This window comes from Methylobacterium sp. J-059, from assembly GCF_022829485.1.
GTDB lineage: Bacteria > Pseudomonadota > Alphaproteobacteria > Rhizobiales > Beijerinckiaceae > Methylobacterium.
Genome location: NZ_JAKSYA010000143.1, coordinates 43,938 through 68,159, shown reverse-complemented (window position 1 = coordinate 68,159; position 24,222 = coordinate 43,938). Strand labels below are relative to the sequence as shown.

The window sequence follows — 24,222 nt, the reverse complement described above, 5'->3', positions numbered from 1 at the left end:
GTGCGCCGACGCGCGGTCCGTGCAGCCGATCCCGATCACCGATCCGGCCGATCTGCGCCTCGCCCCCTATGCGGCGATGCGCGAGCGCGACCTCGTCGGGCGGGCCGGTCGCTTCATCGTCGAAGGCGAGGTCACGCTGCGGCTGATGCTGTCGCCGCAGGCCCGCTTCCGCACCGAATCGATCCTGTTGCTGCCCGAGCGCGTCGCCGGCCTCGCGGCCGCGATCGAGGCCGGCCCCGGCACGCCGCCGGTCTTCGTCGCCGACCGCGCGGTGATGAGCGCGGTGGCCGGGTTCCCGATCCATCGCGGCGTGCTCGCCGTCGGCATCCGCGGCGACGGCGTGCGTGCGGACGCGATCGTCCCGCCGGCGCCCGCCCCGGCGCTGGTCGTCGGCCTGGCCGGCTTGACCAACCACGACAACGTCGGCGGCCTGTTCCGCAACGCCGCGGCCTTCGGTGCCGACGCGGTGCTGCTCGACGCCGGCACCTGCGATCCGCTCTACCGCAAGGCGATCCGCGTCTCGGCCGGTGCCGCCCTGACCGTGCCCTTCGCGCGCTTGGATCCCGGCGCCGACTGGCTCGCGTCCGCCCGCGCCCTCGCCCTCGAGCCGCTGGCGCTCAGCCCGTCCGGGCGAGAGGACGTCGCCGACCTGACGGCGCCGGCCCGCACGCTGCTGCTGCTCGGCACGGAAGGCCCCGGGTTGCCGGCCGACGTGCTGGCGCGGATGCGCAGCCTGCGCATCGCGATGGCGGCGGGCTTCGACTCGCTCAACGTCGCCACCGCCGGCGCGATCGTCCTGCATCGCCTCTCCGGCGGGGGCCGCGATGCGCGCGACAATGCGCACCCATTGCCTTGACCCCGCGGCGAGCTAGCTTGACAGCAGGTGGACCGGGCGGGAGCCGGTCGTCCGCCGGGTGGTTCTGGTCTGGGAGTCGGGCGCGTTGCTTCAGTCACGGGAGGGCCTGCGGACATTGTCCGGGCGCCGGGTCGTCGTCGTCGGTGCCGGGCCGGGCGGCCTCGCCACGGCCCTGCTGCTGGCGCGCGCCGGCCTTCAGGTCACGCTGATCGAGAAGGACCAGCAGGTCGGCGGCCGCACCAAGACGGTCGAGGCCGCCGGCGGCTACAAGTTCGACATCGGCCCGACCTTCTTCCTCTATCCACAGATCCTGGCCGACATCTTCGACAGTTGCGGCGAGCGGCTGGAGGATCACGTCAAGCTCGAGCGGCTCGATCCGCAGTACCACCTCGTGTTCGAGGCCGGCGGCGAGATCCGCGCCACCGGCGACATGGACCGCCTCGAAGCCGAGATCGCCCGCATCGCGCCCGACGACGCCAAGAACGTCAAGCAGTTCTTCGCCGACAACCGGGTCAAGCTGAAGTTCTTCAAGCCGGTGCTGGAGCAGGCGTTCCACACCCTCCGCAGCATGGCGAGCCCGGGGATGCTGCGGGCGCTGCCCCACCTGCATCCCGGCCGCAGCGTCGACCGCGACCTGCAGCGCTACTTCAAGGATCCGCGGGTCCGCCTCGCCTTCGCGTTCCAGACCAAGTACCTCGGCATGTCGCCGTTCCGCTGCCCGAGCCTGTTCACGATCCTGTCGTTCCTCGAATACGAGCACGGGGTCTACCACCCGGTCGGCGGGTGCGGCGCGATCTCGGAGGCGATGGCCGGCCTCTGCCGACGCATGGGCGTCGACATCCGGCTCGGGACCTCGGTCGAGCGCGTCACCTTCGACGGCAAGCGCGCCGACGGCGTGATCGTGGACGGAGAGCGGATCGCCGCGGACGCGGTGGTGATCAACGGCGACTTCGCGCAGGTGATCCAGGATCTCGTTCCCGAGGTGCACCGCCCGCGCTGGCGCGACCGGAAGATCGAGAAGGCGCGCCTCTCGTGCTCGACCTTCATGATGTACCTCGGCATCGAGGGTAAGATGCCCGAGACCCTCGGTCACCACACCATCCTCCTGGCCGAGGACTACGCGCGCAACATCCGCGAGATCACCGACGGCATCCTGCCGATGCAGCCCTCGGTCTACGTGCAGCATGCCGGCTACACAGACGGCGGCATGGCGCCCCCCGGCCATACCGCCCTCTACGTCCTCGTGCCGGTGCCGAACCTGAAGGCGGGGATCGACTGGCCCGCCACCCGTGCGACCTACCGGGCCCTGGTGCTGGAGCGCCTGAAGCTCCTCGGTCTCGACGACATCGAGAGCCGCATCCGCTTCGAGCGGATCGTCGACCCGGTCGAGTGGCGGGACGAGTTCGCGGTCTACGAGGGCGCCACCTTCAACCTCGCCCACGACCTGATGCAGATGCTGTACTTCCGCCCGCACAACCGCTTCGGGCCGGGGCTCTACCTCGTCGGCGGCGGCACGCATCCGGGCTCGGGCCTGCCGGTGATCTACGAGGGCGCGCGCATCTCCGCCCGCCTGCTCATCGAGGAGCTGGCCGGCGCCCGCGTCGCCGAGACTTCCGGCGTGCCCGAGACCGCGGCGCTCGCCACCGGCGGCGAGACCTCGTGAGCGTCGCTGGGCCCCGCACGCTCCGTACGCCGACTCTCAGTCCGCATTCCGGCCGCACCCCGAGGCGCCTCGCGCTCGCCGCGGCGGCCGTCGTCGTCGCCCTGCCTGCGGCGGCGGCCACCGTCGAGGTGGTGGTGGATGGGGCCGACCCCGGCACCTCCGTGTCCGTCGCCCTGTGCCAGGGCGGCCTGTCCGAGGAGGCCTGCAGCCTCGGGCAGGAGCTGACCGCGCGCGGCGGGACGGTGAACGTCGTGTTCCGCGACGTTCCGACCGGCCGCTACGCCGTCGCGGCGTTCGAGGACGTCAACGGCAACCGCAAGCTCGACCGGACCGGCCTCGGCCTGCCGATCGAGCCCTACGGCTTCTCCGGGGGCGTCGGTCTCAAGGCCCGCCCGACCTTCGCGCAGGCCGCCTTCGACCTGCGCGAACCCGGGACCGCGCTGCGGGTCGGCCTCGCCCGCGCCCTGCCCCGACGCTGAGGCGCCGCGTGACGGAGCCTCTCGTCCGCGTCGCGGGCGCCGCCCTCGCCTATCGCGATCGACGCGTGCTCGACGCGGTCGATCTCGTCCTCGGCGCGGGCGAGATCCTGGCGCTGCTCGGGCCGAACGGCGCCGGCAAGACCTCGCTGATGCGCCTGATCGCGGGGCGCCTCGCGCCGCAGGCCGGAACGGTGCGGGTCGGCGGCCAGGATCCGTTCCGGGTGCGCGCAGCGCGGCGGGCGATCGGCTGGGTGCCGCAGGAGATCGCGCTCTACCCGCGCCTCACCGTCGCCGAGAATCTCGGGGTGTTCGCGCAGCTCGCCGGCATCGGGCGGCGTGAGCGCGCCATGGCCGTGGCGGAGGCCATGGCGCTCACCGACATCGCCGAGGCGGCCGGGCGCCCGGTCGGGCTGCTCTCGGGCGGCTACCAGCGGCGGGTCAACATCGCGGCGAGCCTGATGTGCCGGCCGGCCCTGGTGCTGCTCGACGAGCCGACGCAAGGGGTGGATCTCGTCGCCCGCGCCGCGATCCACGCCGTGCTCGGGCGCCTGCGCGAAGAGGGCACCGCCATCCTGATCGCCACCCACGACTTCGCCGAAGCCGAGCGCCTCGCCGACCGTGCCGCCTTCATGGCCGGTGGCCGCATCGTCCGCGAAGGTACGCTCGCGGACATGCTGGCCGAGCTTCGTGCCGGCATTCCCGAGCGCGAGGTCGCCCTCAGCCTGCCGGCCGGCCCCGCCGCCGACGAGGCCCTGCGCCGCGCCGGGTTCGCGCCCTCGCACACCCCCCTGGTCTGGCGCGCCGCCCCCGGCCTCGCCCGCCCGCTCGACGGCGCGGACCTGCTCGACGCGCTGCGGGCGCAGGCGGTGCCGGCCTACGAGGTCCGCGTGCGCGCGCCCGGCCTCGAGGCGCTCTACCTCGACGCCCTCGACGGCGGCCCCGCGGGCCTGCGCCTGGCCGAGGCCGCGCGATGATCGGCGCCGCCTTCCGCGTGATGTGGATCAGCCTGATCCGCGACCGCGCCGCCCTGACGATGGCCTTCGTGCTGCCGACTGTCATCTTCGTGATCTTCGCCGCGATCTTCTCCGGCGCGATCGGCGACCGCATCCGCATCCATCTGGGGCTCGCCGACCTCGCCGGCACCGCCACCACCGAGCGCCTGATGAAGGCTTTGGAGGCCGACCCGTCGCTCCGCGTCACCCGCCTGTCCGAGCGCGACTTGGCCGGAATCGTCGCCGCGGTGCGCCGCGGCGACGTCGACGTGGCGCTGGTGATCCGCAGCGACCTCGCGGCACCGGCGGCCGGTGCGGCGTCCGAGCAGCCGGTGGTACTGGTCGAGAGCCCCGCCAAGGCGCTCGCCACCCCGATCGCCCTCGGCCAGCTCCAGCGGGTGCTGAACGAGGCGCTGCCCGACGTGGTGCTGTCGCGGGTCGTCGCCGATGTCGAGCGCAGCGGCAAGATCGGCGCCGACGAGCGCGCCTTCCTCGACGAGGCCTTCGCCGAGCAGCGCGCGAAGAAGGAGCCGTTCAGCTTCGCCTCGCTGGTCGAGCGGCGCAGCACCGCGGAAGGCGCCGCCAACGAGCGCGTGCGCTACTATGCCGGTGCGATCACCGCGGTGTTCCTGCTGTTCGCCGCGATGCAGGGGGCGATGTCGCTCACCGAGGAGCGCGCCACCGGCCTCGCCGACCGGCTGATGGCGGGGCCCGGCGGCCTGGGCGTCATCGTGCTGGGCAAGTTCGCCTTCCTCACCGTGCAGGGCGTCGCCCAGGCCGGGCTGATCTTCGCGGCCGCGGCCCTGCTCTACGGCGTCGAGATCGGCCCGCACTGGCCGGCCTTCCTCGTCACCTGCGCGCTGGTCTCGGCGATGGCGGCCGGGCTCGCGCTCGCCGCCTGCGCCGCCGCCGCGACCCGCCAGCAGGCGCACCTCGCCTCGACCTTCGGCGTGCTGCTGCTCTCGGCGGTCGGCGGCAGCATGGTGCCGCGCTTCCTGATGCCGCCCTGGCTGCAGCAGGCGGGCTGGTTCACGCCGAACGCCTGGGCGATCGAGGCCTACCAGGGCGCCCTCGGCGACGGCGCCGCCGCGGCTTTGGCTGCCTGGGGCGTGCTGTCGGCGATCGGGCTGGCCGGGCTCGGGGCCGCCTTGATGCTCGTTTCGCGGCGGACGGCATGACGATGGTCGACCCGGCGCGACCCGGTGGCGCGTTGACCGCCGATCGGTTCTGCCTAGCTTCAATCGAGGGGACGCCGTCGTCGCGGGCGTGCCGGGAGTATCGAACGCCATGAGCCAGGATTCCACGGTCGCCGTCGTCGGCAGCGGGCTCGGCGGCTTGGCCGCCGCCTGCGTGAGCGCGGCGCGCGGACACCGGGTCACGGTCTACGACAAGAACGACTGGCTCGGCGGAAAGGCCGCGGTGCTGCACGAGGGCGGCTTCCGGTTCGACATGGGGCCGACGATCCTCACCGTGCCGCGCGTGCTGGAGCGCATCTTCGCCGAGGCGGGCCGCAACCTGCACGACTATCTCGACCTGCGCCGGCTCGATCCGCAGTGGCGCTGCTTCTTCGACGACGGCACCCGCATCGACCTGATGCAGGACGTCGCCCGCATGGCCGCCGACATGGATCGCTTCGCGCCGGGCGCCGGGAGCGGCGAGGGCTACAGGAAGTTCTTGGAGGTTTCCGAGAACCTGCACCAGATCTCGGAAAAATTCTTCTTCTGGAAGCCGGTGGAGGACCTGTTCGACACGATCAACGTCCGCGCGAACCTCAACCCCGGGACCCTGCGCGACGTGCTCGCGCTGCGGATGCACGCCTCGGTGGCGAGCACGATCCGCGGCAAGGTGAAGGATGCTCGCCTGGCGCAGATGCTCGACCACTTCGTGCAGTATGTCGGCTCCTCGCCCTACGGCGCGCCGGCGGTGCTCTGCGCCATCGCGCACATGCAGACGGCGGAGGGGGTCTGGTACCCGATGGGCGGCACACGGGCCGTCGCCGAGGCGCTGGCCAAGCTCGCGACCGAGCTCGGCGCGACGCTGAAGCCGGGCGAGGAGGTGTTGGGCCTCGACGTCTCGGCCGGCGCGGTGAAGGGCGTGCGGACCAAGTCCGGCACCACCGCCTACGACGCGGTGATCTCGAACATGGATTCGGTGCGGACCTATAAGGAACTGGTCGGCGGCGACGCCGGCAAGGCCTACGCGAAGAAGAACCCCGAGCCGGCCTGCTCCGGCGTGGTGCTCTACCTCGGCCTGAACAAGCGCTACGAGCACCTGAACCACCACGACTTCGTCTTCTCCAAGGACCCCGAGGAGGAGTTCGACTGGATCTACCGCAAGGGCGAGCCGGCCCCGGACCCGACCGCCTACCTCGCGGCGCCCTCCTCCACCGATCCGTCGGTGGCGCCCGAGGGCGGCGAGGCGCTCTACGTCTTGGTCCACACGCCGTACCTGCGCCCGCACCACGACTGGAAGACGATGTTCCCGGCCTACCGGCAGGTGATCCTCGACAAGCTCAAGCGCACGGCCGGCATGCCCGACCTCGAGGAGCGCATCGTCGTCGAGCGCCACCTCACGCCGCAGGACATCCACGAGCGCTACCACGTGCTCAACGGCGCGATCTACGGGCTGGCCTCCCACGGCAAGGTCATGGGCGCGTTCAAGCCGGGCAACCGCTCGCGGCAGGTGCGCAACCTCTACCTCGCCGGCGGCGCCGCCCATCCCGGGCCGGGCATGCCGATGGTGATGATGTCGGGCTGGATCGCCGCCGACGCGCACGACGCCGACGCCCGCGGGCAGCTGCGCGAATCCGCGTGACCGGCGAAGCGGCACCCGGCATCCTGCCGCCCGGTCCGGTCCGGGATTGAACCCATGGCCGATGCGCCCGATCGCAGCCGCCGGTTCCGGGCGCCGCCGCCGGCCTCGCCGGTGGTGTGGCGGTTCATGGTCGCCTACTTCGATCGCTTCCTCCGGCGGCGGATGAACGCCCTGCGCCTCGCGCGCTGGGGGGCGGCGCCGGAGCTCGGCCCGGGGCCGGTGGTGGTCTACTGCAACCATCCGGCCTGGTGGGATGCGGCGGTGATCATCCTGCTCGCCGGGCGCCTGTTTCCCGAGCGGTCGAGCTACGCGCCGTTCGACGCGCGGATGCTGGAACGCTACGGTGTCTTCCGCCGGATGGGCGCGTTCGGCGTCGACCTCGACACGCCGCGCGGCGCGGCGCAGTTCATGGCGGCCTCGCGCGAGATCCTGGCCCGGCCCGCGAGCGTGCTCTGGATCACCGCCCAGGGGCGCTTCGCCGACGTGCGCAGCCGGCCGCTTGCCCTGCGCGCCGGCGTCGCCCGGCTCGCCGAGATCGCGCCCGACGCGCAGTTCGTGCCGCTGGCGCTCGAATACGCGTTCTGGGACGAGAGCGGCGCCGAGGCCTGCGCGGCCTTCGGCCAACCCGTGTCCGGGCGGACCCTGGGCGATTTGCCCCGCGGCGAGCGCCTCGCGCGGCTGGAGGCCGACCTCACCGCCGTCCTCGATCGCCTGAGCGCCGACGTGATCGCCCGCGATCCGGCGCGGTTCCACGACCTCGCCGCGGGGCGCCAGGGCGTCGGCGGCCTGTACGACGGCTGGCGGCGGATGGCGGCGGCCCTGCGCGGGCGGCGCTTCGAGGCCGGCCACCGGGCCGCGGCCGGGCGGGAGACCCGGGCCGAGGAAGCGCAGCGCTGATGGTCGACCTCGTGCTGCCCGCCCTCGCGATCCTGGCGCTCGCGGCCGCGCTCCTGCCGGCCGTCCTCGCCGCGATGAACCTGACGCTGCTGCGCACGCCCGAGCCGGACGGGCCGGAGGCGGGCCTCGTCTCGATCCTCATCCCGGCGCGCAACGAGGCCGCCCATATCGCGGCGACCGTTCGGGCGGCGCTCGCCAGCGTCGGCGTCGCCGTCGAGGTGCTGGTCGGCGACGACCACTCGACCGACGCCACCGCCGAGATCGTCGCGGGCATCGCCGCCGGCGAGCCGCGCCTGCGCCTCGTGCCTGTGCCGCCGCTGCCGGAGGGCTGGACCGGCAAGAACCACGCCTGCGCCCACCTCGCCGGCGAGGCACGTGGCGCGCATCTGCTCTTCGTCGACGCCGACGTGCGGCTCAAGCCGTTCGCGGCGGCCGGCCTCGTCGCCCATGCCCGCCGCACCGGATCGGGCCTCGTCAGCGCGGTGCCGCGGCAGGTGATGGGCACGCTCGGCGAGAAGCTCACCGTGCCGATGATCAACTTCCTGCTCATCGGCTACCTGCCGGTGGCGATGATGCGCTCCTCGATGCGCCCGGCTTTGGGCGCGGCCTGCGGGCAGCTTTTGCTGATCGGACGCGACGCCTACGCGGCGATCGGCGGCCACGGCGCCATCCGCCGCTTCCTGCACGACGGGGTGAAGCTGCCCCGGCTGCTGCGCGCGGCCGGACACCGCACCGACCTCGTCGCCGGGCACGCGCTCGCCGATTGCCGGATGTATACGGGATTCTCGCAGTGCTGGGCCGGGTTCTCGAAGAACGCCCACGAGGGCATGGCGACCCCGGTGGCGCTGCCGGTCTGGACCGCCCTGCTCGGCCTCGGCCACGTCCTCCCGCCCGTGCTGGTGCTGGCCGGCCTCCTCGGCGGCCTCGACGCTGCGACCTGGTTCCTGGCGCTCGCGGCGCTCGCCGTCTCGCTGGCGACCCGCACGGCGATCACCCTGGTGACCGACGAGCCGGCCGCGACCATCCCGCTCCACCCCGCGGCGGTCGTGGTCGCGCTGGCGATCCAGTGGAACGTGCTGCTGCGCCGCAAGCGCGCAGGCGCCGCCGTCTGGAAGGGCCGCAGCTATCCGACCGGCGGCGCCTGAGTCTCCGAGAGGGTCCACGCCGCCGTCTCCGCATCCGCCTCGGCGACCGCGAGGTGCAGGACGATCGGCGTCTCGTAGGGATGGCGCGCCTTCAGGGCCGCGGCGAGGATGTCCGACAGGCCCGTGCGCGTCTTCACGATCGCGACGACCTCGCTGCCGTGCTCGATCGCGCCCTTCCAGGCGTAGACCGAGCGCATCCCGGGCAGCACGTTGACGCAGGCGGCGAGCTTGTCCCGCACCAGCGTCTCGCCGACCGCGAGCGCCGTCTCGGCATCGGGGAACGTGGTATAGACGAGGAGCGGACGCTCCATGCTATGGCTCTCTGAACGACTGGGCGCACGCACGAAGCATGGTGCACGCGCACGATTGAGCCCCGCTCCGGCTCCGCGTCAACTCAGGTGGGTCCGGGTCACGCATGCCGCGCTTCCACAAGGTCGCCTTCGTCGCGAGCCCGACGCCCGACGCCCGCGAAGCGGCCGCCGCCCTGATGCGGCGCTACGACCACGTCGCGCCCGAGGAGGCCGACGTGGTGGTCGCCCTCGGCGGCGACGGCCTGATGCTGCAGGTGCTCCACCGCTTCATGGACGCGAAGAAGCCGATCTACGGCATGAACCGCGGCACCGTTGGCTTCCTGATGAACGAGTTCCGCGAGGATACCCTCCTGGAGCGCCTGGAGGCCGCGCATCGCAGCGTCGTCCACCCGCTGCTGATGGAGGCGCACGACACCGAGGGACGCAGCCACCGCGCGCGCTCGATCAACGAGGTCTACCTGCTGCGCCAGACCCACCAGACCGCCAAGCTCAAGATCTCGGTCGACGGGCAGGTGCGGCTGCCCGAGCTGATCGCCGACGGGGTGCTCGCCGCCACCGCGGCCGGATCCACCGCCTACAACCTGTCGGTCGGGGGGCCGATCCTGCCGCTCAACGCCAAGCTCCTGGCGCTGACGCCGATCTCGGCGTTCCGGCCCCGGCGCTGGCGCGGCGCGCTGCTGCCGGACCACGCTCACATCCGGATCGAGGTGCTCGACGCCGAGCACAGGCCCGTCGCGGCGGTGGCCGACCACACCGAGTTCCGCCGGGTGTCGATGGTCGACACCTGGCTCGACCGGGAGACCGATCTCGTGCTGCTGCACGACCCCGGCCACAGCCTTGACGAGCGCATCCTGCGCGAGCAGTTCGGCTGAAGGCGCTCGCCTATGCAGCGAGATCCCTGCGCGCCCCGTAAGCGGCGAGCGCGCACAAAGTCTCCGCGAACGCCGCACGGATCTCCGCCATCTGCCCCGCATCGGGGATGGTGCCCGAACTCCGAGCCCCGCCCTCGACCGCGGCGAGCAACCCGACCAGCCGCGTCGCGCCGATGTTCGCGCTCATCGACTTCAGGCCGTGGGCGGCGCTGGCGACGGTGCCGGCTTCGCCTCCGGGGATCGCGGCTTCCAGCGCGGTCAGCGCCGCCGGCGCCTGCCCGGTGTAGAGGCCGAGCACGCGCGCCAGGAAGGCGCCGTCGCCCATCTCGGCGAGGCCTTCGAGGGTTTCGCTGTCGAGGAGCCCGGGGGCGGAAGGCTGGTCCGAGCCTGCTTCGTCGAAGGCGTCCACCCGGGACGCAAGCGTGTCCGCGCCGGGCGCGTCGGCCACGACGAAGCGGCCGAGCACCTGCGCGAGCTGGGCCAGGGTGAAGGGTTTTGCCAGCGTCCCGTCCATGTCGGCGTCCTGCCACGCGAGCGCGCCGTCGCCGATCACGTGCGCGGTCATCGCGACGATCGGCAGGCGGGCGGCGCCGGTCTCGGCCTCGCGGCGGCGGATCGCGCGCGTCGCTTCGAACCCGTCGAGGACCGGCATGCTGCCGTCCATCAGGACCAGATCGAAATGGGCGGCCGCGCTCGCGGCCATCGCCTGCGCGCCGTCCCCGACGGTGATCACGTCCGTCACGCCGCAGCGCGCCAGCGCCTCGATCGCGACCTCTAGGTTCACGGCGCTGTCGTCGGCGACGAGCACGCGGGCTTGAGGGAAGCGCGGCAGGGCGTCGGCGGAGGTAGTGGAACGCGGCGCGTTCGCGGCGAACGGGCGGTCGGCGGCGAGCGCCGCCAGCACCGGCCGCCACTCCGCCTGCACCACGGGCCAGCGCAAGACCTCGTCGGCGAGCCCGGCGCGGAGCGCCTGCTGACCGGCCGGATCGCCCATCGGCGCCACCGCGACCACCCGCAGGGCCGCGTCCGGGCGGCGCCCGTGCGCGAGCAGCTCGGCCGCATCCATGATCCAAGATGCGCGATCCGGCGCGGTGTCCGCAAGCGGGGCGAGGTCCGCCTCGACGAGGCCCGCCGCCAGCGCCACGCGTGTCGCACCGCCGAGGCCGGCGAGCACGACGCCCTTCGGCGCCTCGGCCGACCGGCGGATCGTCTCGGCCGTCTCCGGCGCTTCGATCGGGATCCGCGCCCAGAAGGTCGAGCCCTCGCCGACGCGGCTCTCGAGGCCGACGCCGCCGCCCATCGCCGCGATCAGGCGCTCCGCGATCGAGAGGCCGAGGCCGGTGCCGCCGAAGCGGCGCGTGGTCGATTGGTCGGCCTGGGTGAAGGCAGTGAACACCCCGGCGATCTTGTCCTGCGGAATGCCGATGCCGGTGTCGACGACGGCGATCTCCAGCATCCGCCCGTCGTCGCAGGTCCGCATGCGGACGAGGACGTGGCCCGCTTCCGTGAACTTGAGGGCGTTGGAGACGAAGTTGCTGACAACCTGGCCGAGGCGCACCGGGTCGCCGACCATGCCGGCGGGCACGTCCGCGCCGATCTCGGCCGCGAGGTCGAGCCCGGCCGTGCGGGCGCGCTCGCCGAACAGCGTGACGACCGAGTCGGCGATCTCGGCCGGGCTGATCGCGGTGCGCTCCAATTCGAGCTTGCCGGCCTCCACCTTCGCGAAGTCGAGGATGTCGTTGATGATCGCCAGCAGCGATTGTCCCGAGCGCGCGATCACCTCGGCGTAGCGGCGCTGGCGCGGCGGCAGGTCGGTGGCGGCCAGGAGCTCGGCCATCACCAGCATGCCGTTCATCGGCGTGCGGATCTCGTGGCTCATGGTGGCGAGGAAGGTGGATTTCGCGGCGTTGGCGGCGTCCGCCTGCTCCCGCGCCTCGCTGAGATCGTGGGTCCGCACGCGGACCTCCTCCTCCAGCCCGGTGCTGTAGGCGGCGAGCTGCCGGTCGCGGACGTTCACCGCGCCGAGCAGGTCGTTGAAGGTCTGGGCCAGGGCCCCGACCTCGTCGTCGGTGGTGACGTCGGCCCGTCGGCTGTAGTCGTGGCGCGAGCGCACCGCGTCCATGGTGCCGGCGAGCGCGGTCAGCGGCCGCGTCACGGCGCGCTGGAGCCTGAGCGAGACCGCGAGGCCGACGGCCACCGCGACGAGGCCGGCGAGCAGCGCGTTGAGCGCGACGCCGCCGAGGCGGTCGGCGAGGTCGCTGGTCTCGGCCACCACCACGACCCGGCCGATCTCGCGCTGGTTCTCCAGCACCGGCTCGCCGACCTTGAGGGTCCGGGTGAGGAGCAGAGCGAGGAGCGACGGCTGCTCGGCGGCGTCGAGGTCGAGGTCGTTCGACAGCCTGAGCCCGATGCCCTGCTCGCCGAGGATGCTGCCGTCCGGGCGAATCAGCGCGGCGTAGACCAGCGAGGGGTTGCGCGCGATCGCCCGAAGGGTGGTGTCGGCCGCATCCGCGTCGTCGCTCGCGATGGCGCCGGCGCCGCTCTGCGCGAGCACGCGCGCGACCGTGCGCAGGGCCTCGCGCTTGTCGGCGGCGTAGCGGTCGACCTCGCGCCAGACCGAGAGCGTGGTCGCGACGAGGAGCGCCACCGCGACGGCGCCGACGACCGCCCAGGCGACCCGGCCCGCGAGGGACCGCCGCGGGTCCAGTGCCTTCCAACGCATCGTGCCCCGGCCTTCCTTCGAACGTCGCATCCGATCGCGTCGGCTCACGCGGCTGCGCGCAGCCATTGCCGCTCGACCTCGCCCCAGCCGGCCAGGAACGCCGCGACGCAGGCCGGGTCGAAGTGCGAGCCTGCGTTGTCGGACAGGAGCGCCCGCGCCTTCTCGAGCGACCAGGCCTCCTTGTACGGCCGCTCCGAGACCAGGGCGTCGAACACGTCGGCCACGGCGACGATGCGGCCCGACAGCGGGATCGCCTCGCCGGCCAGGCCCGCCGGATACCCGGTGCCGTCCCAGCGCTCGTGGTGGCTCGCGGCGATCTCGGCGGCGAGCTGAACCACGTTCGAGGTGCTGCCTTCGAGGATGCGGCGGCCGCGCTCGGCGTGCTTCTCCATCTCGCTGCGCTCGTCGACCGAGAGCGCGCCCTGCTTGAGCAGGATCGCGTCGGGCACGCCGATCTTGCCGACGTCGTGCATCGTCGAGGCGAGGCTCAGGAGGCGGCAATATTCGGCGTCGAAGCCGAGGTTCCTCGCGATGATGCCGACATAAGTCGAAACCCGCGCGATGTGGTTGCCGGTGTCGGTGTCGCGGTGCTCGGCCGCGCGCATCAGGAGGTCGATGATCTCGCGCTCGCGCGCCTCGATCACCGAGACGGCGGCGGCGACCTCGCGCGCCAGCCACGCCGCGCGGTCCTGCTCCTGGCGGTGGGCGTGGCTGATCTTCATCAGGTTGCCGACGCGCGCCCGGATCTCGGCGGGGTCGAACGGCTTGCCCAGGAAGTCGGTGGCGCCGGCATCGAGCGCCTGCCGGCGGATCGTGCGCTGGTCCATGCTCGTCACCATGACGATCGGCACGTGGGCGAAGCCCTCCACGCCGCGCGCGGCCGCAATGAACTCGAGCCCGGTCATCCCCGGCATGTCGTAGTCGGTGATGGCGATGCCGATGCGCTCGACGTTGTCGCGCAGGAACGCCAGCGCCGCGACGGGGCAGGTGAACTCGACCGGCTCGCAGTCGGGCACGGGCCTCAGCGCCTGGACGACGAGCAGGTTGTTGAGTTCCGCATCATCGAGGATCAGCGCGAGCATGAGGCTCCATCCCGTCGGCGGTGAAGGGGGCCCGTCGTCATTGCGTCAGCAGCAGCCGGCCGGAGACCGGGCCGACGCCCTTCGGCACCGGCACGCTCGTCGCGCCGTAATTCGCGTTGAGGACGAGGTTCGGGCCTTCGTAGAGGTTGATCTGCTGGGCCACGATCACGGTGTAGGCCGACTGGTCGGCCACCGGCCTGGATGCGTCGATCACCAGGCGGCCCGCCGGCAGGTAGATCGTGCCGAGCATGGTGCGGGCGTTGTCGCTGATGATGCGGTAGGTCCGCACCGGCTTGGTGAAGGCGAGCGGCGGCGGCGTCGGGCTGATGATGTCCCCGAGCAGGGTCTCGACGAGCGCCGTCGGATCGATCGGCAGGATGACCCCGCGATCCTCCGACAGCAGCAGGCCGGCCATGATCCCGGTCGTGGGGGCGGTCAGGCTGATGGTGGTCTTCTTGTCGAAGACCAGGCCGCCGTTGTTCCCGGTGAAGTAGAAGGCCACGTCGGTGCCGGTGAGCGTCGCCTTCTTGTCGACGACGAGCGGACCGTCCTTCATCACGTAGATGCCAGGCTTCAGCGTGACGACGGCATCCTTGGTGATGTGCAGGCCGGCGCAATAGGTGCCCGGCTCCAGGGTGATGTCTCTGTCGATCGTCTTGATCGCGAGCACGTTGAGCAGGTTGAGCGGGTACGGCAGCGTCGCGCAGGCGCCGATCGGCGGCGCGGCGCGGTCCTTCAGCGGATCCTCGATCACCGGGCACCCGGTCTGCGGCGTCGGGCTGAAGTTCGCGCGCACGCCGAGGTAGCCGCCGGCCGAGCAGATCGTCTGCGCCTTGGCGATCGCGTTGTCCTGGCCCACCATTCCCGTTCCCGAGACGGAGTTCGAGTAGAGGGCGCAATCGGTGGCGGTGACCTGCGCGTTCTTCTGCAGGTTGAACGCGCCGGCGGCGAAGGGGTCGAGCGCCAGCATGCACAGGCGCATCCGACCGACGACGCTCGCCTGCGCCTTCACCGCGAGCTTGGCGGCGGGCATCCCGACGAAGCTGCCGAAGGACAGATTGTAGCTCTCGGCGGCGATCGCCGCGACGTTGGTCTTGTCGGGCGCGACCGTGACCTGCACGGTCAGCGGCCGGTCCGGCGGCGATTTCGCCTCCGATCGCACCGTCTGCTCGGTGACGCCGACCACCGCGGCGGTGCTCGACAGGGCGAGCTTGAGGGCGTTGCCGCCGGCGAGCGCCCCGGCGTCGACGGCGGCCTGCAACTGGTTCCGCCGGGCCGCGAGGCGCGCATAGTCGACGCCGCCGCCGACGAGGCCGAGCAGCACCGTCGCGCAGAGGCAGAAGATGACGGCCACGGCGCCGCGTCCGTCGGCTCCGAACGCCCGGAAGCGCGACGCCGCGGACGCGAACGCCACGCCGCCGCGATGCCCCGTTCGCCACCCGCTCCCCATCCCGACCGCCTCCTCGGCCCACCTTGAACCGACGGGTCTACAGGCTTCGGATTAATGAAAGGCCCTCTCGATCCGATCGGATAGAGGCGGGCGCAGAGTGATCGCGTCTGGCGTGCAGGACTCAATGAGAACAATCAAGGATTGAATTTTTAGGGTCGATGCTCGTCTCCGGACGAGAACCGTTGCAGGATCGAGCCTGAATCTACATCTACAGGTAGAATTTTGCGGCGGCCTGTCGACGACATCGACCGTAGCGCCCGGCCGGCATCGAATATCGGTATTACCCCAGGTTGTAGGCCTGTTCGCCGCTCGGATCGCGTCGTCGCCGCTGCGATTGCCTTGCCCGGCCTCAGGAATTTTAAAGCTCTACCACCGTAGACTGCGGTCCATTCGGGGTAGGACCGGGCCGACGATCGGCGATCCGATGCCCTTCAGGCCGAGAATGCGTCGGACGCCCAGGACACGCTGCACGTTGCCGATCGATCGGCCCGGACCCGTCGGCTCGATCGCCGTTCGCGCTGCGGATCTCCGGGCGTGGCTTCGCCGCGCATCGGTTCACGCATGGGCGCGGGTCCGGTTCGTGTCCGCGGCGGCTCCGATCCGGGCGGGCCTGCTGGGCGACCGTCGCGGCGTCGCCGCCGTCGAGTTCGCGATGCTGGCGCTGCCCTTCATCGCCCTGCTCGGCGTCGTCGCCGAATCCGGCGTGGTCGTGCTGGCCCAGCAGACCCTCGACGTGTCCGTCGACCGGGCCTCGCGCCTGCTGCGGACGGGCGAGTTCCAGGACCGGGCCGACGGCTCGGATCCGGCACAGCGCCTGCGGCAGCTGATGTGCGGCAATTCTAGCCTGTTCTTCGCCTGCCGGGACGTCCGCCTCGACGTGACGCGGGCGGAGACCTTCAAGGGCTCGCAGGTGTCCGAGCCCTACGACACACAGACCAAGACCGTCTCGCAGAGTTTCGGCACCCAGTTCCAGTGCCCGACGGGGGACGACGTGATCGCGATCCGCGCGGCCGTCCCGATCCTGCGGCTGTTCGCGTTCCTCGACTTCACCGGGCGTCGCCTCGCCGACAACCGCCAGCTCCTCGTCTCGACCGTGATCTTCCGGGCGGAAGCCTACGACGCGAAGCCCTGCCAATGACGGCGGGCCGGGGCGGCCTCGGGCGGTTCGCGCGTGCGGAAGGCGGCGTCAGCGGCGTCGAGTTCGCCTTCATCGCCCCGATCCTGGTCCTGATGTTCATGGCCTCGATCGAGCTTCCGCGCGCGATCACCACGGGGCGCCGGGTCACGCTCGCGGCGACGACGATGGCGGACCTGATCTCGCGCGCCGACGTGACCGACATCGCCGACGTCTACGCCGCCGCACAGGCCGTCTCGAGCCCGTACGACCTCGGCCGTGCAGGCATCGTGCTCACCGCCGGCGGGATCTATCTCGACGGGTCGACCCCCGTGGCGAAGGTCTGCTCCAGCGTCGCGCGCAACGACACGCAGCGCGCGGCCGGCTCGACGATCGGCCCCGCGCCGGCCGGAACGGCAAGCCCCGGGGACCGCCTGGTGATGGCCGAGCTGCGCCTGCCCTACACCGCCGTGTTCGGCGTCTTCCCCGTCCTGAACCGCTGGACGTTCGTGGTCAGCAAGACCTGGCCGGTGCGGGCCGGCAAGACCTATCTCGGCCGCGAGGAAGTCGTGCTGCCCGGCGGAAAGCCCTGCGCGGCATTCTGAACGATGACGCATCGCGCGCGCCGCGATGATCGAGCGGGAAGGCGCAGCCCACACCCACGAGGCGCGACGGCCGGCTCGATCATGAAAGGCCGCAAATTCCGAAGACGGTCCCGAAACGCAAAAAGCCGGCCTGAGCCAGCTCTTGCAGTTCGATCAGTGCCTAAATTGGAGCGGGCGAAGGGATTCGAACCCTCGACCCCAACCTTGGCAAGGTTGTGCTCTACCCCTGAGCTACACCCGCTCACAATGCTGGCCCGCTGGAAACTCTCGTGCCCGGCGGCCCCGGCGGCGCTCTCTAAACACCATTCCAACCGGCGTTGCAAGCGCCGGCTGCGAGGATTTTTCGCGTCCGTCCGATCTCACCAGAGATCGGCGGGCGGACGGCCGTCGCGGATCTCGCGCAGGCGTTCCACCGTCGCGCGGGTTGTCGCGTCCGGCAGGGCGTCGAGGGCGAAGAAGGCGCAGGCCGCGATCTCGCGGTCGGGCCGCTTCTCCCCGAGCACCGTGAAGGCGGGGGCGACGTAGAGGGCGACGTGGTCGCGCGGCGAGGCCGCGCGGTTGCGGTAGAAGCCGTGCAGGCGCAGCCCGACCGCGGGATCGACGGCGATCTCGGCTTCCTCGCGGAACTCGCGCGCCATCGCCTCCGGCGCGGTCTCGCCGCGCTCGACGCCGCCGCCCGGCAGCTGCCAGCCGCTGACGTAGGTGTGGCGCACGAGGCAGACCCGGCCCTGCGCGTCGAAGGCCGCGCCGCGGACGCCGAGCGTCATGCCGCGCGCCGCCAGCGCGCCGAGGTGGAACAGGCGGCGCGCCAGCGGCCGGTCGAGGAGCTTCGTCATCGGGGGAGCCGCGCAGCCGCTCAGGCCACGTCCAGGACGATCTCGCCCAGCCCCGCGATCGCCCCCACCATGCGCTCGCCCCGCCGCACCGGGCCGACGCCGGCCGGCGTGCCGGTGAAGATCAGGTCGCCCGGCTCAAGCGCGAAATAGGCCGAGAGGTAGGAGATCTGCTCGGCGACCGACCAGATCATGTCGCCGAGGTCGCCGCGCTGGCGCTCGGCGCCGTCGACCGAGAGGGTGATCGGTCCGGCCGCCGGATGGCCGATCTCGGCGACCGGATGGATCGGGCCGATCGGGCCGGAGAGGTCGGCCGCCTTGCCGAGGTCCCATGGCCGGGCCAGGGCCTTGGCCTCGTCCTGCAGGTCGCGCCGGGTCATGTCGAGGCCGATGGCGTAGCCGTAGACGTGATCGCGCGCGGCCTCGACCGGGATGTCGCGGCCGCCGCTGGCGAGCGCCGCCACCAGCTCGATCTCGAAATGGTAGTTCTCGGTGCGCGGCGGATAGGGGTGCCGCGTCGGCTCGGGCCCGCAGGGCTGCAGCGCGTCGGCCGGCTTCATGAAGAAGAACGGCGGCTCGCGGTCGGGGTCCTTCCCCATCTCGCGGGCATGCGCCGCGTAGTTGCGGCCGACGCAGTAGACCCGGCGCACCGGGAACAGGTCCGTGCTGCCGGCGACCGGCAGGGCGACGCGGGGCGGGTTCGGGATGACGGACAGCATGGCGTGCCTCGTGAGACAGGGGCGGGTCGTCGTTCGGGCATCGGGTGGACCGGGCGCCCGCTGCGGCTAGTCTTAGGCCACCGACCGGTCCATGCCAGCCCGCAGCGTTTGCATCGCGGCCGCGTCCGCGAGAGAATCCCTGCCGAAGAACCGATCATGACCGAACCCGCCCTCGCCCCGGCCCCGTCCGCCGACACCCTCCTCGAAGCCCTGCGCGCGCGCCTCGGGGCCCCCCATGTTCTGACCGACCCGTCCGACCTCGCCCCGTATCTCGTTGAGTCCCGAAAGCTCTACCGCGGCTCGGCGCTCGCCGCCGTTCGGCCGGGCTCGACCGAGGAGGTCGCCTTCGTGGTCGAGGCCTGCGCGGCGGCGGGCGTCGCGGTGGTGGCGCAGGGCGGCAACACCGGGCTCGTCGGCGGCGGCGTTCCGCATGGCGGCGTGGTGCTGTCGCTCGCGCGGATGAACCGCGTTCTCGCGCTCGATCCGGTGAACGCCAGCATCGTGGTCGAGGCCGGCGCGATCCTCGCCGAGGTGCAGGACGCGGCCGACGCCGCCGGGCTGCTGTTCCCGCTCTCCTACGCCTCGCGCGGATCGGCGCGGATCGGCGGCGCGCTGGCGTGCAATTCCGGCGGGATCGCGGTGCTGGCCTACGGCAACGCCCGCGACCTCGTCCTCGGGCTCGAGGTGGTGCTCGCCGACGGCCGGGTGTGGAACGGCCTCAAGGCTCTGCGCAAGAACAACGCCGGATACGACCTCAAGCACCTGTTCGTCGGCTCGGAAGGCACCCTCGGCATCATCACCAAGGCGGTGCTGAAGCTCTTCCCGAAGCCCGCCTCGCGCACGGTCGGCTTCGTCGGGCTGCCCTCGGCCCGCGTGGCGCTCGACCTGTTCGCGCGCCTGCGCAAGCGCGCCGACCGGGACCTCACCGCCTTCGAGTTCATCCCGCCGGTCGGGCTCGACATGGTGCTGCGGCACATGCCCGGCACCGTCCGCCCGCTCGCGGGCGAGCACGGCGCCTACGCCCTGATCGAGCTCGCCTCCGCCCGGCCCGACGCCGACACCCGGGCCGAGCTCGAGGCGGCGCTCTCCGAGGCGATCGAGGACGGGCTCGTGGAGGATGCGACGCTCGGGGCGAGCGAGGCGCAGAACCTCGCGCTCTGGGCCTTGCGCGAGCATCTCTCGGATGCGCAGGGCTACGAGGGCGGCTCGATCAAGCACGACGTGTCGGTGCCCCTGTCGCGGCTCGCCGACTTCGTCGAGCAGGCGAGCGCGGCCTGCGAGGCGGCGATGCCGGGCCTGCGGGTCTGCGCCTTCGGCCATGTCGGCGACGGCAACATGCACTTCAACCTGAGCCAGCCGGTCGGCATGGACAAGGCCGCGTTCCTCGGCACCTGGGCGGACTTCAACCGCATCGTCCACGACATCGTGACCGCGATGGACGGCTCGATCGCCGCCGAGCACGGCGTCGGCCTGATCAAGCGCGACGAGCTGCAGCACTACGCCGACCCGGTCGCCCTCGACCTGATGCGCGCGATCAAGGCCGGGCTCGACCCGCAGGACCGGCTCAACCCGGGCAAGGTCGTCGCCCTCTCCGGCGATCCGCAGCCCGCCCTGCCCTGAGCGGACCGCCGCGGAGTGCCGAGCCAGCTGGATTTCGATTGTGCGACGCACCATGTCTTGCCATGATGCGATGACGCATCGCGCCATAAATCGGCTCTCCGGCCGGTCCAAGGTTCGAATCGCGACCGGTCGGGAGAAGACCGGGAGCGTGCGGGTTTCCCTGCGTTAGCGGGGCGTTAACGGCTGAGGTTGCGTTTTATCGTCAACCCCGGTCGCGGCGCCCGGCGCCAGGGTCCGGCACTTGCTTGGGTCCCCGCCTGCCTTCGCAGTCGCGAAGGCGACGGCCGGCTCGCGACGAGACGTTTCAAGGAGACCATCGAGATGCCCACCTCTCAGGCCCGCGTGCAGACCGCCGAGGCGAGCCGCTACCTGCAGCAGCTCTGCCGCCACTGGAGCCACAAGTTCCCGGTTTCGGCGACCCCCGAGCACGGCACCGTGCCGTTCAGCGAGGACCGCGTCTGCACCTTCGACGCCGAGCCCGACGCCCTGCTGATGCGGATCGCCACGTCCGATCCCGCCGGGCTGACCCGCCTGGAGAACGTCGTCTCCGACCACCTGATGCGCTTCGCCTTCCGCGAGAGCCTCGGCGAGATCACCTGGTCCCGCGCCGCTTGACTCGATGGACCCCGCACCGATCTTGCACCACAGGATCGGACGTTTCGAAGGGGTCGCGATGAACGCGCATGCTGAGCCGCCGGTCGCGAGGTCGGCGCACGAGGAGCGGCTCGACCGGCTCGCGACGGTTGCGGTCCGGGTCGGGCTCAACCTCCAGCCCGGGCAGGAGCTCGTCCTGACCGCGCCCCTCGACGCGCTGCCGCTGGCGCGTGCCATCACCGCCGAGGCCTACCGCGCCGGGGCGTCGCTGGTGACGACCCTGCTCGGCGACGACGCCGCGACGCTCGCGCGCTTCGCCCACGCCTCGGACGCGGCCTTCGATACCGCCGCCGGGTGGCTCTATGCGGGCATGGCGGAGGCCTACCGCAACGGCGCCGCCCGCCTCGCGATCAGCGGCGACGACCCGTCGCTGCTGTTGGCCCAGGATCCGGAGAAGGTCGCCCGCGCCAACCGGTCGCGCTCCAAGGCCTACGTGCCGGCGCTCGAGTTGATCGCCAACTTCGCCACGAACTGGACCATCGTCTCGGCCGCGACCCCGGCCTGGGCCCGCACGGTGTTCCCCGACCTCCCCGAGGCGGAGGCGGTCGCCAAGCTCTGGGATGCGGTGTTCGCCGCCTCCCGCGTCGACGGCCCCGATCCGGTCGCCGCCTGGGCCGCGCACAACGCCCACCTCCACGCGCGCAAGGACAGGCTGAACGGACACCGCTTCTCGGCGATCCGCTTCCGGGGGCCGGGCACCGACCTCACCGTAGGCCTCGCCGACGACCACGAATGGTGCGGCGGCGCGGCGACCTCGCGCAGCGGCATCACCTGCAACGCCAACATCCCGACCGAGGAGGTCTTCACCACGCCGCACAGGGCGCGGGTCGAGGGCCACGTCGCCAGCACCAAGCCGCTCTCGTACCAGGGCACCCTGATCGAGGGCATCCAGGTGCGGTTCGCGGAGGGCCGCATCGTCGAATCGGCCGCAACCCGGGGCGCCGACGTGCTGGCCCGCGTCCTCGACACCGACGAGGGCGCCCGCCGCCTGGGCGAGGTCGCGCTGGTGCCGGCCTCCTCGGCGATCTCGGCATCGGGGCTGCTGTTCTACAACACGCTCTACGACGAGAACGCCGCGAGCCACATCGCCCTCGGCCAAGCCTACTCGAAATGCTTCGTGGGCGGTGGCGCGGACTTCTCGGAGGACGACCTCGCGGCACGCGGCGCCAACCGCAGCCTGATCCACATCGACTGGATGATCGGCTCGGCCGAGGTCGACGTGGACGGCATCGCCGCCGACGGGCAGTCCGTGCCGGTGATGCGCCGGGGCGAGTGGGTCTGACGGCCGAGCCCGGTCCGTCACGCCGCGGGATGCACGGCCGAAAAAAACCGATTAAGACGGCGCCATGGCAGGACATTCCCATCGCGACGCCCGCGGTCGCCCGCTCGTCGCCGTCACCGGTCTCGGCATCGTCTCCTCCCTCGGGCACGGTCAGGACGCGACCTGGACCGCCCTGACGCAGGGGCGATCCGGCATCCACGCGATCGCGCGCTTCCCGACGGACGGGCTGCGCACGCGCATCGCCGGCACGGTCGACTTCCTCGACACCGATCCGCTCGTCGCCCCCGCCCTCTCCGAGCGCTTCGCCCGCGTGGCGGCCGAGGAGGCGGTGACGCAGGCCGGCATCGGCGCGGCCGGAGACTTCCCGGGCGCCCTGTTCATCGCGGTGCCGCCGGTCGAGATGGAATGGCCGCAGCGCCAGGCCCTGGCGGAGGCCTGCGGCGGCGACGGGCCGGTGACCTATGCCGGCCTGCAGCACGCGGCGGCCTCGCGCAAGTTCGACGCGTGGCACGACCTCTTCATCTTCGGCACCGTGGCCGACCGCATCGCCGACCGCTTCGGCACCAAGGGCTCGCCGATCTCGCTCTCCACCGCCTGCTCGTCGGGCGCCACCGCGATCCAGCTCGGCGTCGAGGCGATCCGGCGCGGCGAGATGACGGCGGCGCTCTGCATCGGCACCGACGGCTCGGTGAACCCGGAATCGCTGATCCGCTTCTCGCTGCTCTCGGCGCTGTCGACCCAGAACGACCCGCCGGAGACCGCCTCGAAGCCGTTCTCGAAGAATCGCGACGGCTTCGTCATGGGCGAGGGCGCGGCCGCGCTCGTGCTCGAGGACGCGGCCTCGGCCATCGCGCGCGGCGCGACGATCCTCGGCTACGTGCTGGGCTGCGGCGAGAAGGGCGACGGCTTCCATCGCACCCGCTCCAGCCCCGACGGCGCGCCGATCATCGCGGCGATCCGTGCCAGCCTCGACGATGCCGGGATCGGGCCGGAGGCGGTCGACACGGTCAACGCCCACGGCACCTCGACGCCCGAGAACGACCGCATGGAGGCGATGGGCCTGATGGCGGTGTTCGAGGACGCCGCCGCGCGCATCCCGGTGACCTCGAACAAGTCGATGCTCGGCCACACGCTGACCGCCGCCGGGGCGATCGAGGCCGTGATCTCGCTGCTGACGATCCGGCACGGGCGCATTCCGCCGACGATCAACTACGCCGTGCCGGATCCGGCGATCCCGCTCGACATCGTCACCGCGGCGCGCGACCTGCCCGTGGCGCGCGTCCTGTCGAACTCGTTCGGCTTCGGCGGCCAGAACACCTGCCTCGTGCTCGGGTCCGAACCGGCATGAGCGTGGCACCGACCGCGGCTCGCCGCATCCTGGTCACCGGCGGCGCCTCGGGCCTCGGCTCGGCGATCGTGCGGGCGATGGCGGCCGCCGGGCACGGCGTCGACTTCACCTTCCGCGCGTCGCAGGCGCCGGCCGAGGCCCTGCTCGCCGAGCTCCGCGACCGCCATCCCGACGCGGATTTCGAGGCGATCCCGCTGGATCTCGCCGACCGCGGCGCCCTCGACGCCTTCTGCGAGGCGGCGGAGGCGAAGAGCTATTACGGCTTCGTCCACAATGCCGGCCAATCCTACGACGCGCTCGCCGCGATGCTCGATCAGGAGCGCGCCGAGGCCCTGATGCAGGTGAATTTCTTCTCGCTGACGCGGATCGCCAAGAGCCTCGTGCGCGGGATGATCCGGGCGCGGGCCGGGCGCATCGTCGCGATCGGCTCGGTGGCGGCGCTGCGCGCCAACACCGGCAACGCGGCCTATGCGGCGACCAAGGGTGCGCTGATCGCCTATTGCCGCACCCTGGCGATCGAGTCGGCCAAGCGCGGCGTCACCGTCAACGTGATCGCCCCGGGCTTCGTCGACACCCCGATGATGGCCGGATACGCCGCCCACCGCGCCGGCATGGAGCGCCAGATTCCCGCCGGCCGCTTCGCCGACCCGACGGAGGTGGCGGCGCTGGCCGCCTTCCTGATGGGGGATCCCGCCGCCTACGTCACCGGCGCGGTCCTGCCCGTCGACGGCGGCCTGACGGCGATGATGGGCGTCCACCGCTGA

Annotated in this window: 22 protein-coding genes and 1 tRNA gene; 16 read left to right on the top strand and 7 right to left on the bottom strand. The window is 72.2% G+C overall.

Going from position 1 to position 24,222, the window contains the following annotated elements; translation table 11 throughout:
• Positions 1-76: 76 nt before the first annotated feature.
• The 8 genes from MKK55_RS21220 to MKK55_RS21185 all read left to right on the top strand — a co-directional run bounded on the left by MKK55_RS21220 (position 77) and on the right by MKK55_RS21185 (position 8,846).
• Positions 77-856, top strand: a complete 780-nt coding sequence (locus MKK55_RS21220) for a TrmH family RNA methyltransferase (protein WP_243937556.1) — start codon at positions 77-79, stop codon at positions 854-856.
• An 85-nt stretch (positions 857-941) separates the two neighbouring features.
• Complete coding sequence (locus MKK55_RS21215; RefSeq protein WP_147842318.1) at positions 942-2,519, top strand: NAD(P)/FAD-dependent oxidoreductase; 1,578 nt, start codon at positions 942-944, stop codon at positions 2,517-2,519.
• A gap of 101 nt (positions 2,520-2,620) precedes the next feature.
• On the top strand, positions 2,621-2,998 hold the full coding sequence (locus tag MKK55_RS21210) for a DUF2141 domain-containing protein (protein ID WP_243937554.1): 378 nt from the start codon (positions 2,621-2,623) through the stop codon (positions 2,996-2,998).
• A gap of 8 nt (positions 2,999-3,006) precedes the next feature.
• Positions 3,007-3,972 carry an ABC transporter ATP-binding protein gene (locus MKK55_RS21205; RefSeq protein WP_147858438.1) on the top strand — a complete coding sequence of 322 codons (966 nt, stop codon included), beginning with the start codon at positions 3,007-3,009 and terminating at the stop codon, positions 3,970-3,972.
• Complete coding sequence (locus MKK55_RS21200; RefSeq protein WP_243937513.1) at positions 3,969-5,168, top strand: ABC transporter permease; 1,200 nt, start codon at positions 3,969-3,971, stop codon at positions 5,166-5,168. Before MKK55_RS21205 ends, MKK55_RS21200 begins: the two co-directional genes overlap by 4 nt.
• A 109-nt stretch (positions 5,169-5,277) precedes the next feature.
• Positions 5,278-6,804: a phytoene desaturase family protein gene (locus tag MKK55_RS21195; RefSeq protein ID WP_147729536.1), complete on the top strand. Its 1,527-nt coding sequence runs from the start codon at positions 5,278-5,280 to the stop codon at positions 6,802-6,804.
• Positions 6,805-6,930: 126 nt separating this feature from the next.
• The gene (locus MKK55_RS21190) at positions 6,931-7,701 is read left to right on the top strand and encodes a lysophospholipid acyltransferase family protein (RefSeq protein ID WP_147858456.1); all 771 of its coding nucleotides are present in this window, start codon (positions 6,931-6,933) and stop codon (positions 7,699-7,701) included.
• Positions 7,701-8,846 carry a glycosyltransferase family 2 protein gene (locus MKK55_RS21185; protein WP_243937512.1) on the top strand — a complete coding sequence of 382 codons (1,146 nt, stop codon included), beginning with the start codon at positions 7,701-7,703 and terminating at the stop codon, positions 8,844-8,846. Before MKK55_RS21190 ends, MKK55_RS21185 begins: the two co-directional genes overlap by 1 nt.
• Here the strand turns inward: MKK55_RS21185 and cutA are convergent.
• Positions 8,825-9,157 carry a divalent-cation tolerance protein CutA gene (cutA, locus tag MKK55_RS21180; protein WP_243937511.1) on the bottom strand — a complete coding sequence of 111 codons (333 nt, stop codon included), beginning with the start codon at positions 9,155-9,157 and terminating at the stop codon, positions 8,825-8,827. The genes MKK55_RS21185 and cutA overlap by 22 nt on opposite strands.
• A gap of 104 nt (positions 9,158-9,261) precedes the next feature.
• On the opposite strand from cutA, the gene MKK55_RS21175 reads away from it, so the two are divergent.
• Positions 9,262-10,029 carry an NAD kinase gene (locus MKK55_RS21175; RefSeq protein ID WP_147726303.1) on the top strand — a complete coding sequence of 256 codons (768 nt, stop codon included), beginning with the start codon at positions 9,262-9,264 and terminating at the stop codon, positions 10,027-10,029.
• Positions 10,030-10,039: 10 nt separating this feature from the next.
• On the opposite strand, the gene MKK55_RS21170 is transcribed toward MKK55_RS21175, so the two are convergent.
• The 3 genes from MKK55_RS21170 to MKK55_RS21160 are packed head-to-tail and all read right to left on the bottom strand — an operon-like array spanning position 10,040 to position 15,283.
• The gene (locus MKK55_RS21170) at positions 10,040-12,751 is read right to left on the bottom strand and encodes a hybrid sensor histidine kinase/response regulator (RefSeq protein WP_243937510.1); all 2,712 of its coding nucleotides are present in this window, start codon (positions 12,749-12,751) and stop codon (positions 10,040-10,042) included.
• A 44-nt stretch (positions 12,752-12,795) separates the two neighbouring features.
• Entirely contained in the window at positions 12,796-13,833 is a 1,038-nt protein-coding gene (locus MKK55_RS21165; protein WP_243937509.1) for an HD-GYP domain-containing protein, read from the bottom strand.
• Positions 13,834-13,870: 37 nt separating this feature from the next.
• Positions 13,871-15,283, bottom strand: coding sequence for a pilus assembly protein TadG-related protein (locus MKK55_RS21160; protein WP_279596308.1), 1,413 nt, complete (start codon positions 15,281-15,283; stop codon positions 13,871-13,873).
• Between the two features lie 580 nt (positions 15,284-15,863).
• Here MKK55_RS21160 and MKK55_RS21155 point away from each other — a divergent pair.
• Together MKK55_RS21155 and MKK55_RS21150 are read left to right on the top strand one after the other, a co-directional pair.
• A complete protein-coding gene (locus MKK55_RS21155) occupies positions 15,864-16,421 on the top strand; it encodes a TadE/TadG family type IV pilus assembly protein (RefSeq protein WP_187274682.1) in 558 nt (185 codons plus the stop codon).
• Entirely contained in the window at positions 16,418-17,002 is a 585-nt protein-coding gene (locus MKK55_RS21150) for a TadE/TadG family type IV pilus assembly protein (RefSeq protein ID WP_243937505.1), read from the top strand. Before MKK55_RS21155 ends, MKK55_RS21150 begins: the two co-directional genes overlap by 4 nt.
• A gap of 166 nt (positions 17,003-17,168) precedes the next feature.
• Here the strand turns inward: MKK55_RS21150 and MKK55_RS21145 are convergent.
• The 3 genes from MKK55_RS21145 to MKK55_RS21135 all read right to left on the bottom strand — a co-directional run bounded on the left by MKK55_RS21145 (position 17,169) and on the right by MKK55_RS21135 (position 18,554).
• A tRNA-Gly gene (locus MKK55_RS21145) sits at positions 17,169-17,243 on the bottom strand.
• A 118-nt stretch (positions 17,244-17,361) separates the two neighbouring features.
• Entirely contained in the window at positions 17,362-17,838 is a 477-nt protein-coding gene (locus tag MKK55_RS21140) for an NUDIX domain-containing protein (protein WP_147858682.1), read from the bottom strand.
• 20 nt (positions 17,839-17,858) lie between these two features.
• On the bottom strand, positions 17,859-18,554 hold the full coding sequence (locus MKK55_RS21135) for a fumarylacetoacetate hydrolase family protein (protein ID WP_243937503.1): 696 nt from the start codon (positions 18,552-18,554) through the stop codon (positions 17,859-17,861).
• Positions 18,555-18,710: 156 nt separating this feature from the next.
• Here MKK55_RS21135 and MKK55_RS21130 point away from each other — a divergent pair, with 156 nt between their 5' ends.
• The 5 genes from MKK55_RS21130 to MKK55_RS21110 all read left to right on the top strand — a co-directional run bounded on the left by MKK55_RS21130 (position 18,711) and on the right by MKK55_RS21110 (position 24,222).
• Positions 18,711-20,174, top strand: a complete 1,464-nt coding sequence (locus tag MKK55_RS21130) for an FAD-binding oxidoreductase (protein ID WP_243937502.1) — start codon at positions 18,711-18,713, stop codon at positions 20,172-20,174.
• A 321-nt stretch (positions 20,175-20,495) separates the two neighbouring features.
• A complete protein-coding gene (locus MKK55_RS21125; protein WP_147727054.1) occupies positions 20,496-20,789 on the top strand; it encodes a DUF2218 domain-containing protein in 294 nt (97 codons plus the stop codon).
• Positions 20,790-20,847: 58 nt separating this feature from the next.
• Positions 20,848-22,110: an aminopeptidase gene (locus MKK55_RS21120; RefSeq protein WP_243937499.1), complete on the top strand. Its 1,263-nt coding sequence runs from the start codon at positions 20,848-20,850 to the stop codon at positions 22,108-22,110.
• A 64-nt stretch (positions 22,111-22,174) separates the two neighbouring features.
• Positions 22,175-23,458, top strand: coding sequence for a beta-ketoacyl-ACP synthase (locus tag MKK55_RS21115; RefSeq protein ID WP_243937498.1), 1,284 nt, complete (start codon positions 22,175-22,177; stop codon positions 23,456-23,458).
• Complete coding sequence (locus MKK55_RS21110) at positions 23,455-24,222, top strand: SDR family NAD(P)-dependent oxidoreductase (protein WP_243937497.1); 768 nt, start codon at positions 23,455-23,457, stop codon at positions 24,220-24,222. Before MKK55_RS21115 ends, MKK55_RS21110 begins: the two co-directional genes overlap by 4 nt.

Coding starts and splice junctions, on each gene's coding strand:
- MKK55_RS21220 (WP_243937556.1), top strand. CDS start 77: ATGCGCGAGCGCGACCTCGTCGGGCGGGCCGGTCGCTTCATCGTCGAA.
- MKK55_RS21200 (WP_243937513.1), top strand. CDS start 3,969: ATGATCGGCGCCGCCTTCCGCGTGATGTGGATCAGCCTGATCCGCGAC.
- MKK55_RS21195 (WP_147729536.1), top strand. CDS start 5,278: ATGAGCCAGGATTCCACGGTCGCCGTCGTCGGCAGCGGGCTCGGCGGC.
- MKK55_RS21190 (WP_147858456.1), top strand. CDS start 6,931: ATGGTCGCCTACTTCGATCGCTTCCTCCGGCGGCGGATGAACGCCCTG.
- MKK55_RS21185 (WP_243937512.1), top strand. CDS start 7,701: ATGGTCGACCTCGTGCTGCCCGCCCTCGCGATCCTGGCGCTCGCGGCC.
- cutA (WP_243937511.1), bottom strand. CDS start 9,157: ATGGAGCGTCCGCTCCTCGTCTATACCACGTTCCCCGATGCCGAGACG.
- MKK55_RS21175 (WP_147726303.1), top strand. CDS start 9,262: ATGCCGCGCTTCCACAAGGTCGCCTTCGTCGCGAGCCCGACGCCCGAC.
- MKK55_RS21170 (WP_243937510.1), bottom strand. CDS start 12,751: ATGCGTTGGAAGGCACTGGACCCGCGGCGGTCCCTCGCGGGCCGGGTC.
- MKK55_RS21165 (WP_243937509.1), bottom strand. CDS start 13,833: ATGCTCGCGCTGATCCTCGATGATGCGGAACTCAACAACCTGCTCGTC.
- MKK55_RS21160 (WP_279596308.1), bottom strand. CDS start 15,283: ATGGGGAGCGGGTGGCGAACGGGGCATCGCGGCGGCGTGGCGTTCGCG.
- MKK55_RS21150 (WP_243937505.1), top strand. CDS start 16,418: ATGACGGCGGGCCGGGGCGGCCTCGGGCGGTTCGCGCGTGCGGAAGGC.
- MKK55_RS21140 (WP_147858682.1), bottom strand. CDS start 17,838: ATGACGAAGCTCCTCGACCGGCCGCTGGCGCGCCGCCTGTTCCACCTC.
- MKK55_RS21135 (WP_243937503.1), bottom strand. CDS start 18,554: ATGCTGTCCGTCATCCCGAACCCGCCCCGCGTCGCCCTGCCGGTCGCC.
- MKK55_RS21130 (WP_243937502.1), top strand. CDS start 18,711: ATGACCGAACCCGCCCTCGCCCCGGCCCCGTCCGCCGACACCCTCCTC.
- MKK55_RS21125 (WP_147727054.1), top strand. CDS start 20,496: ATGCCCACCTCTCAGGCCCGCGTGCAGACCGCCGAGGCGAGCCGCTAC.
- MKK55_RS21120 (WP_243937499.1), top strand. CDS start 20,848: ATGAACGCGCATGCTGAGCCGCCGGTCGCGAGGTCGGCGCACGAGGAG.
- MKK55_RS21115 (WP_243937498.1), top strand. CDS start 22,175: ATGGCAGGACATTCCCATCGCGACGCCCGCGGTCGCCCGCTCGTCGCC.
- MKK55_RS21110 (WP_243937497.1), top strand. CDS start 23,455: ATGAGCGTGGCACCGACCGCGGCTCGCCGCATCCTGGTCACCGGCGGC.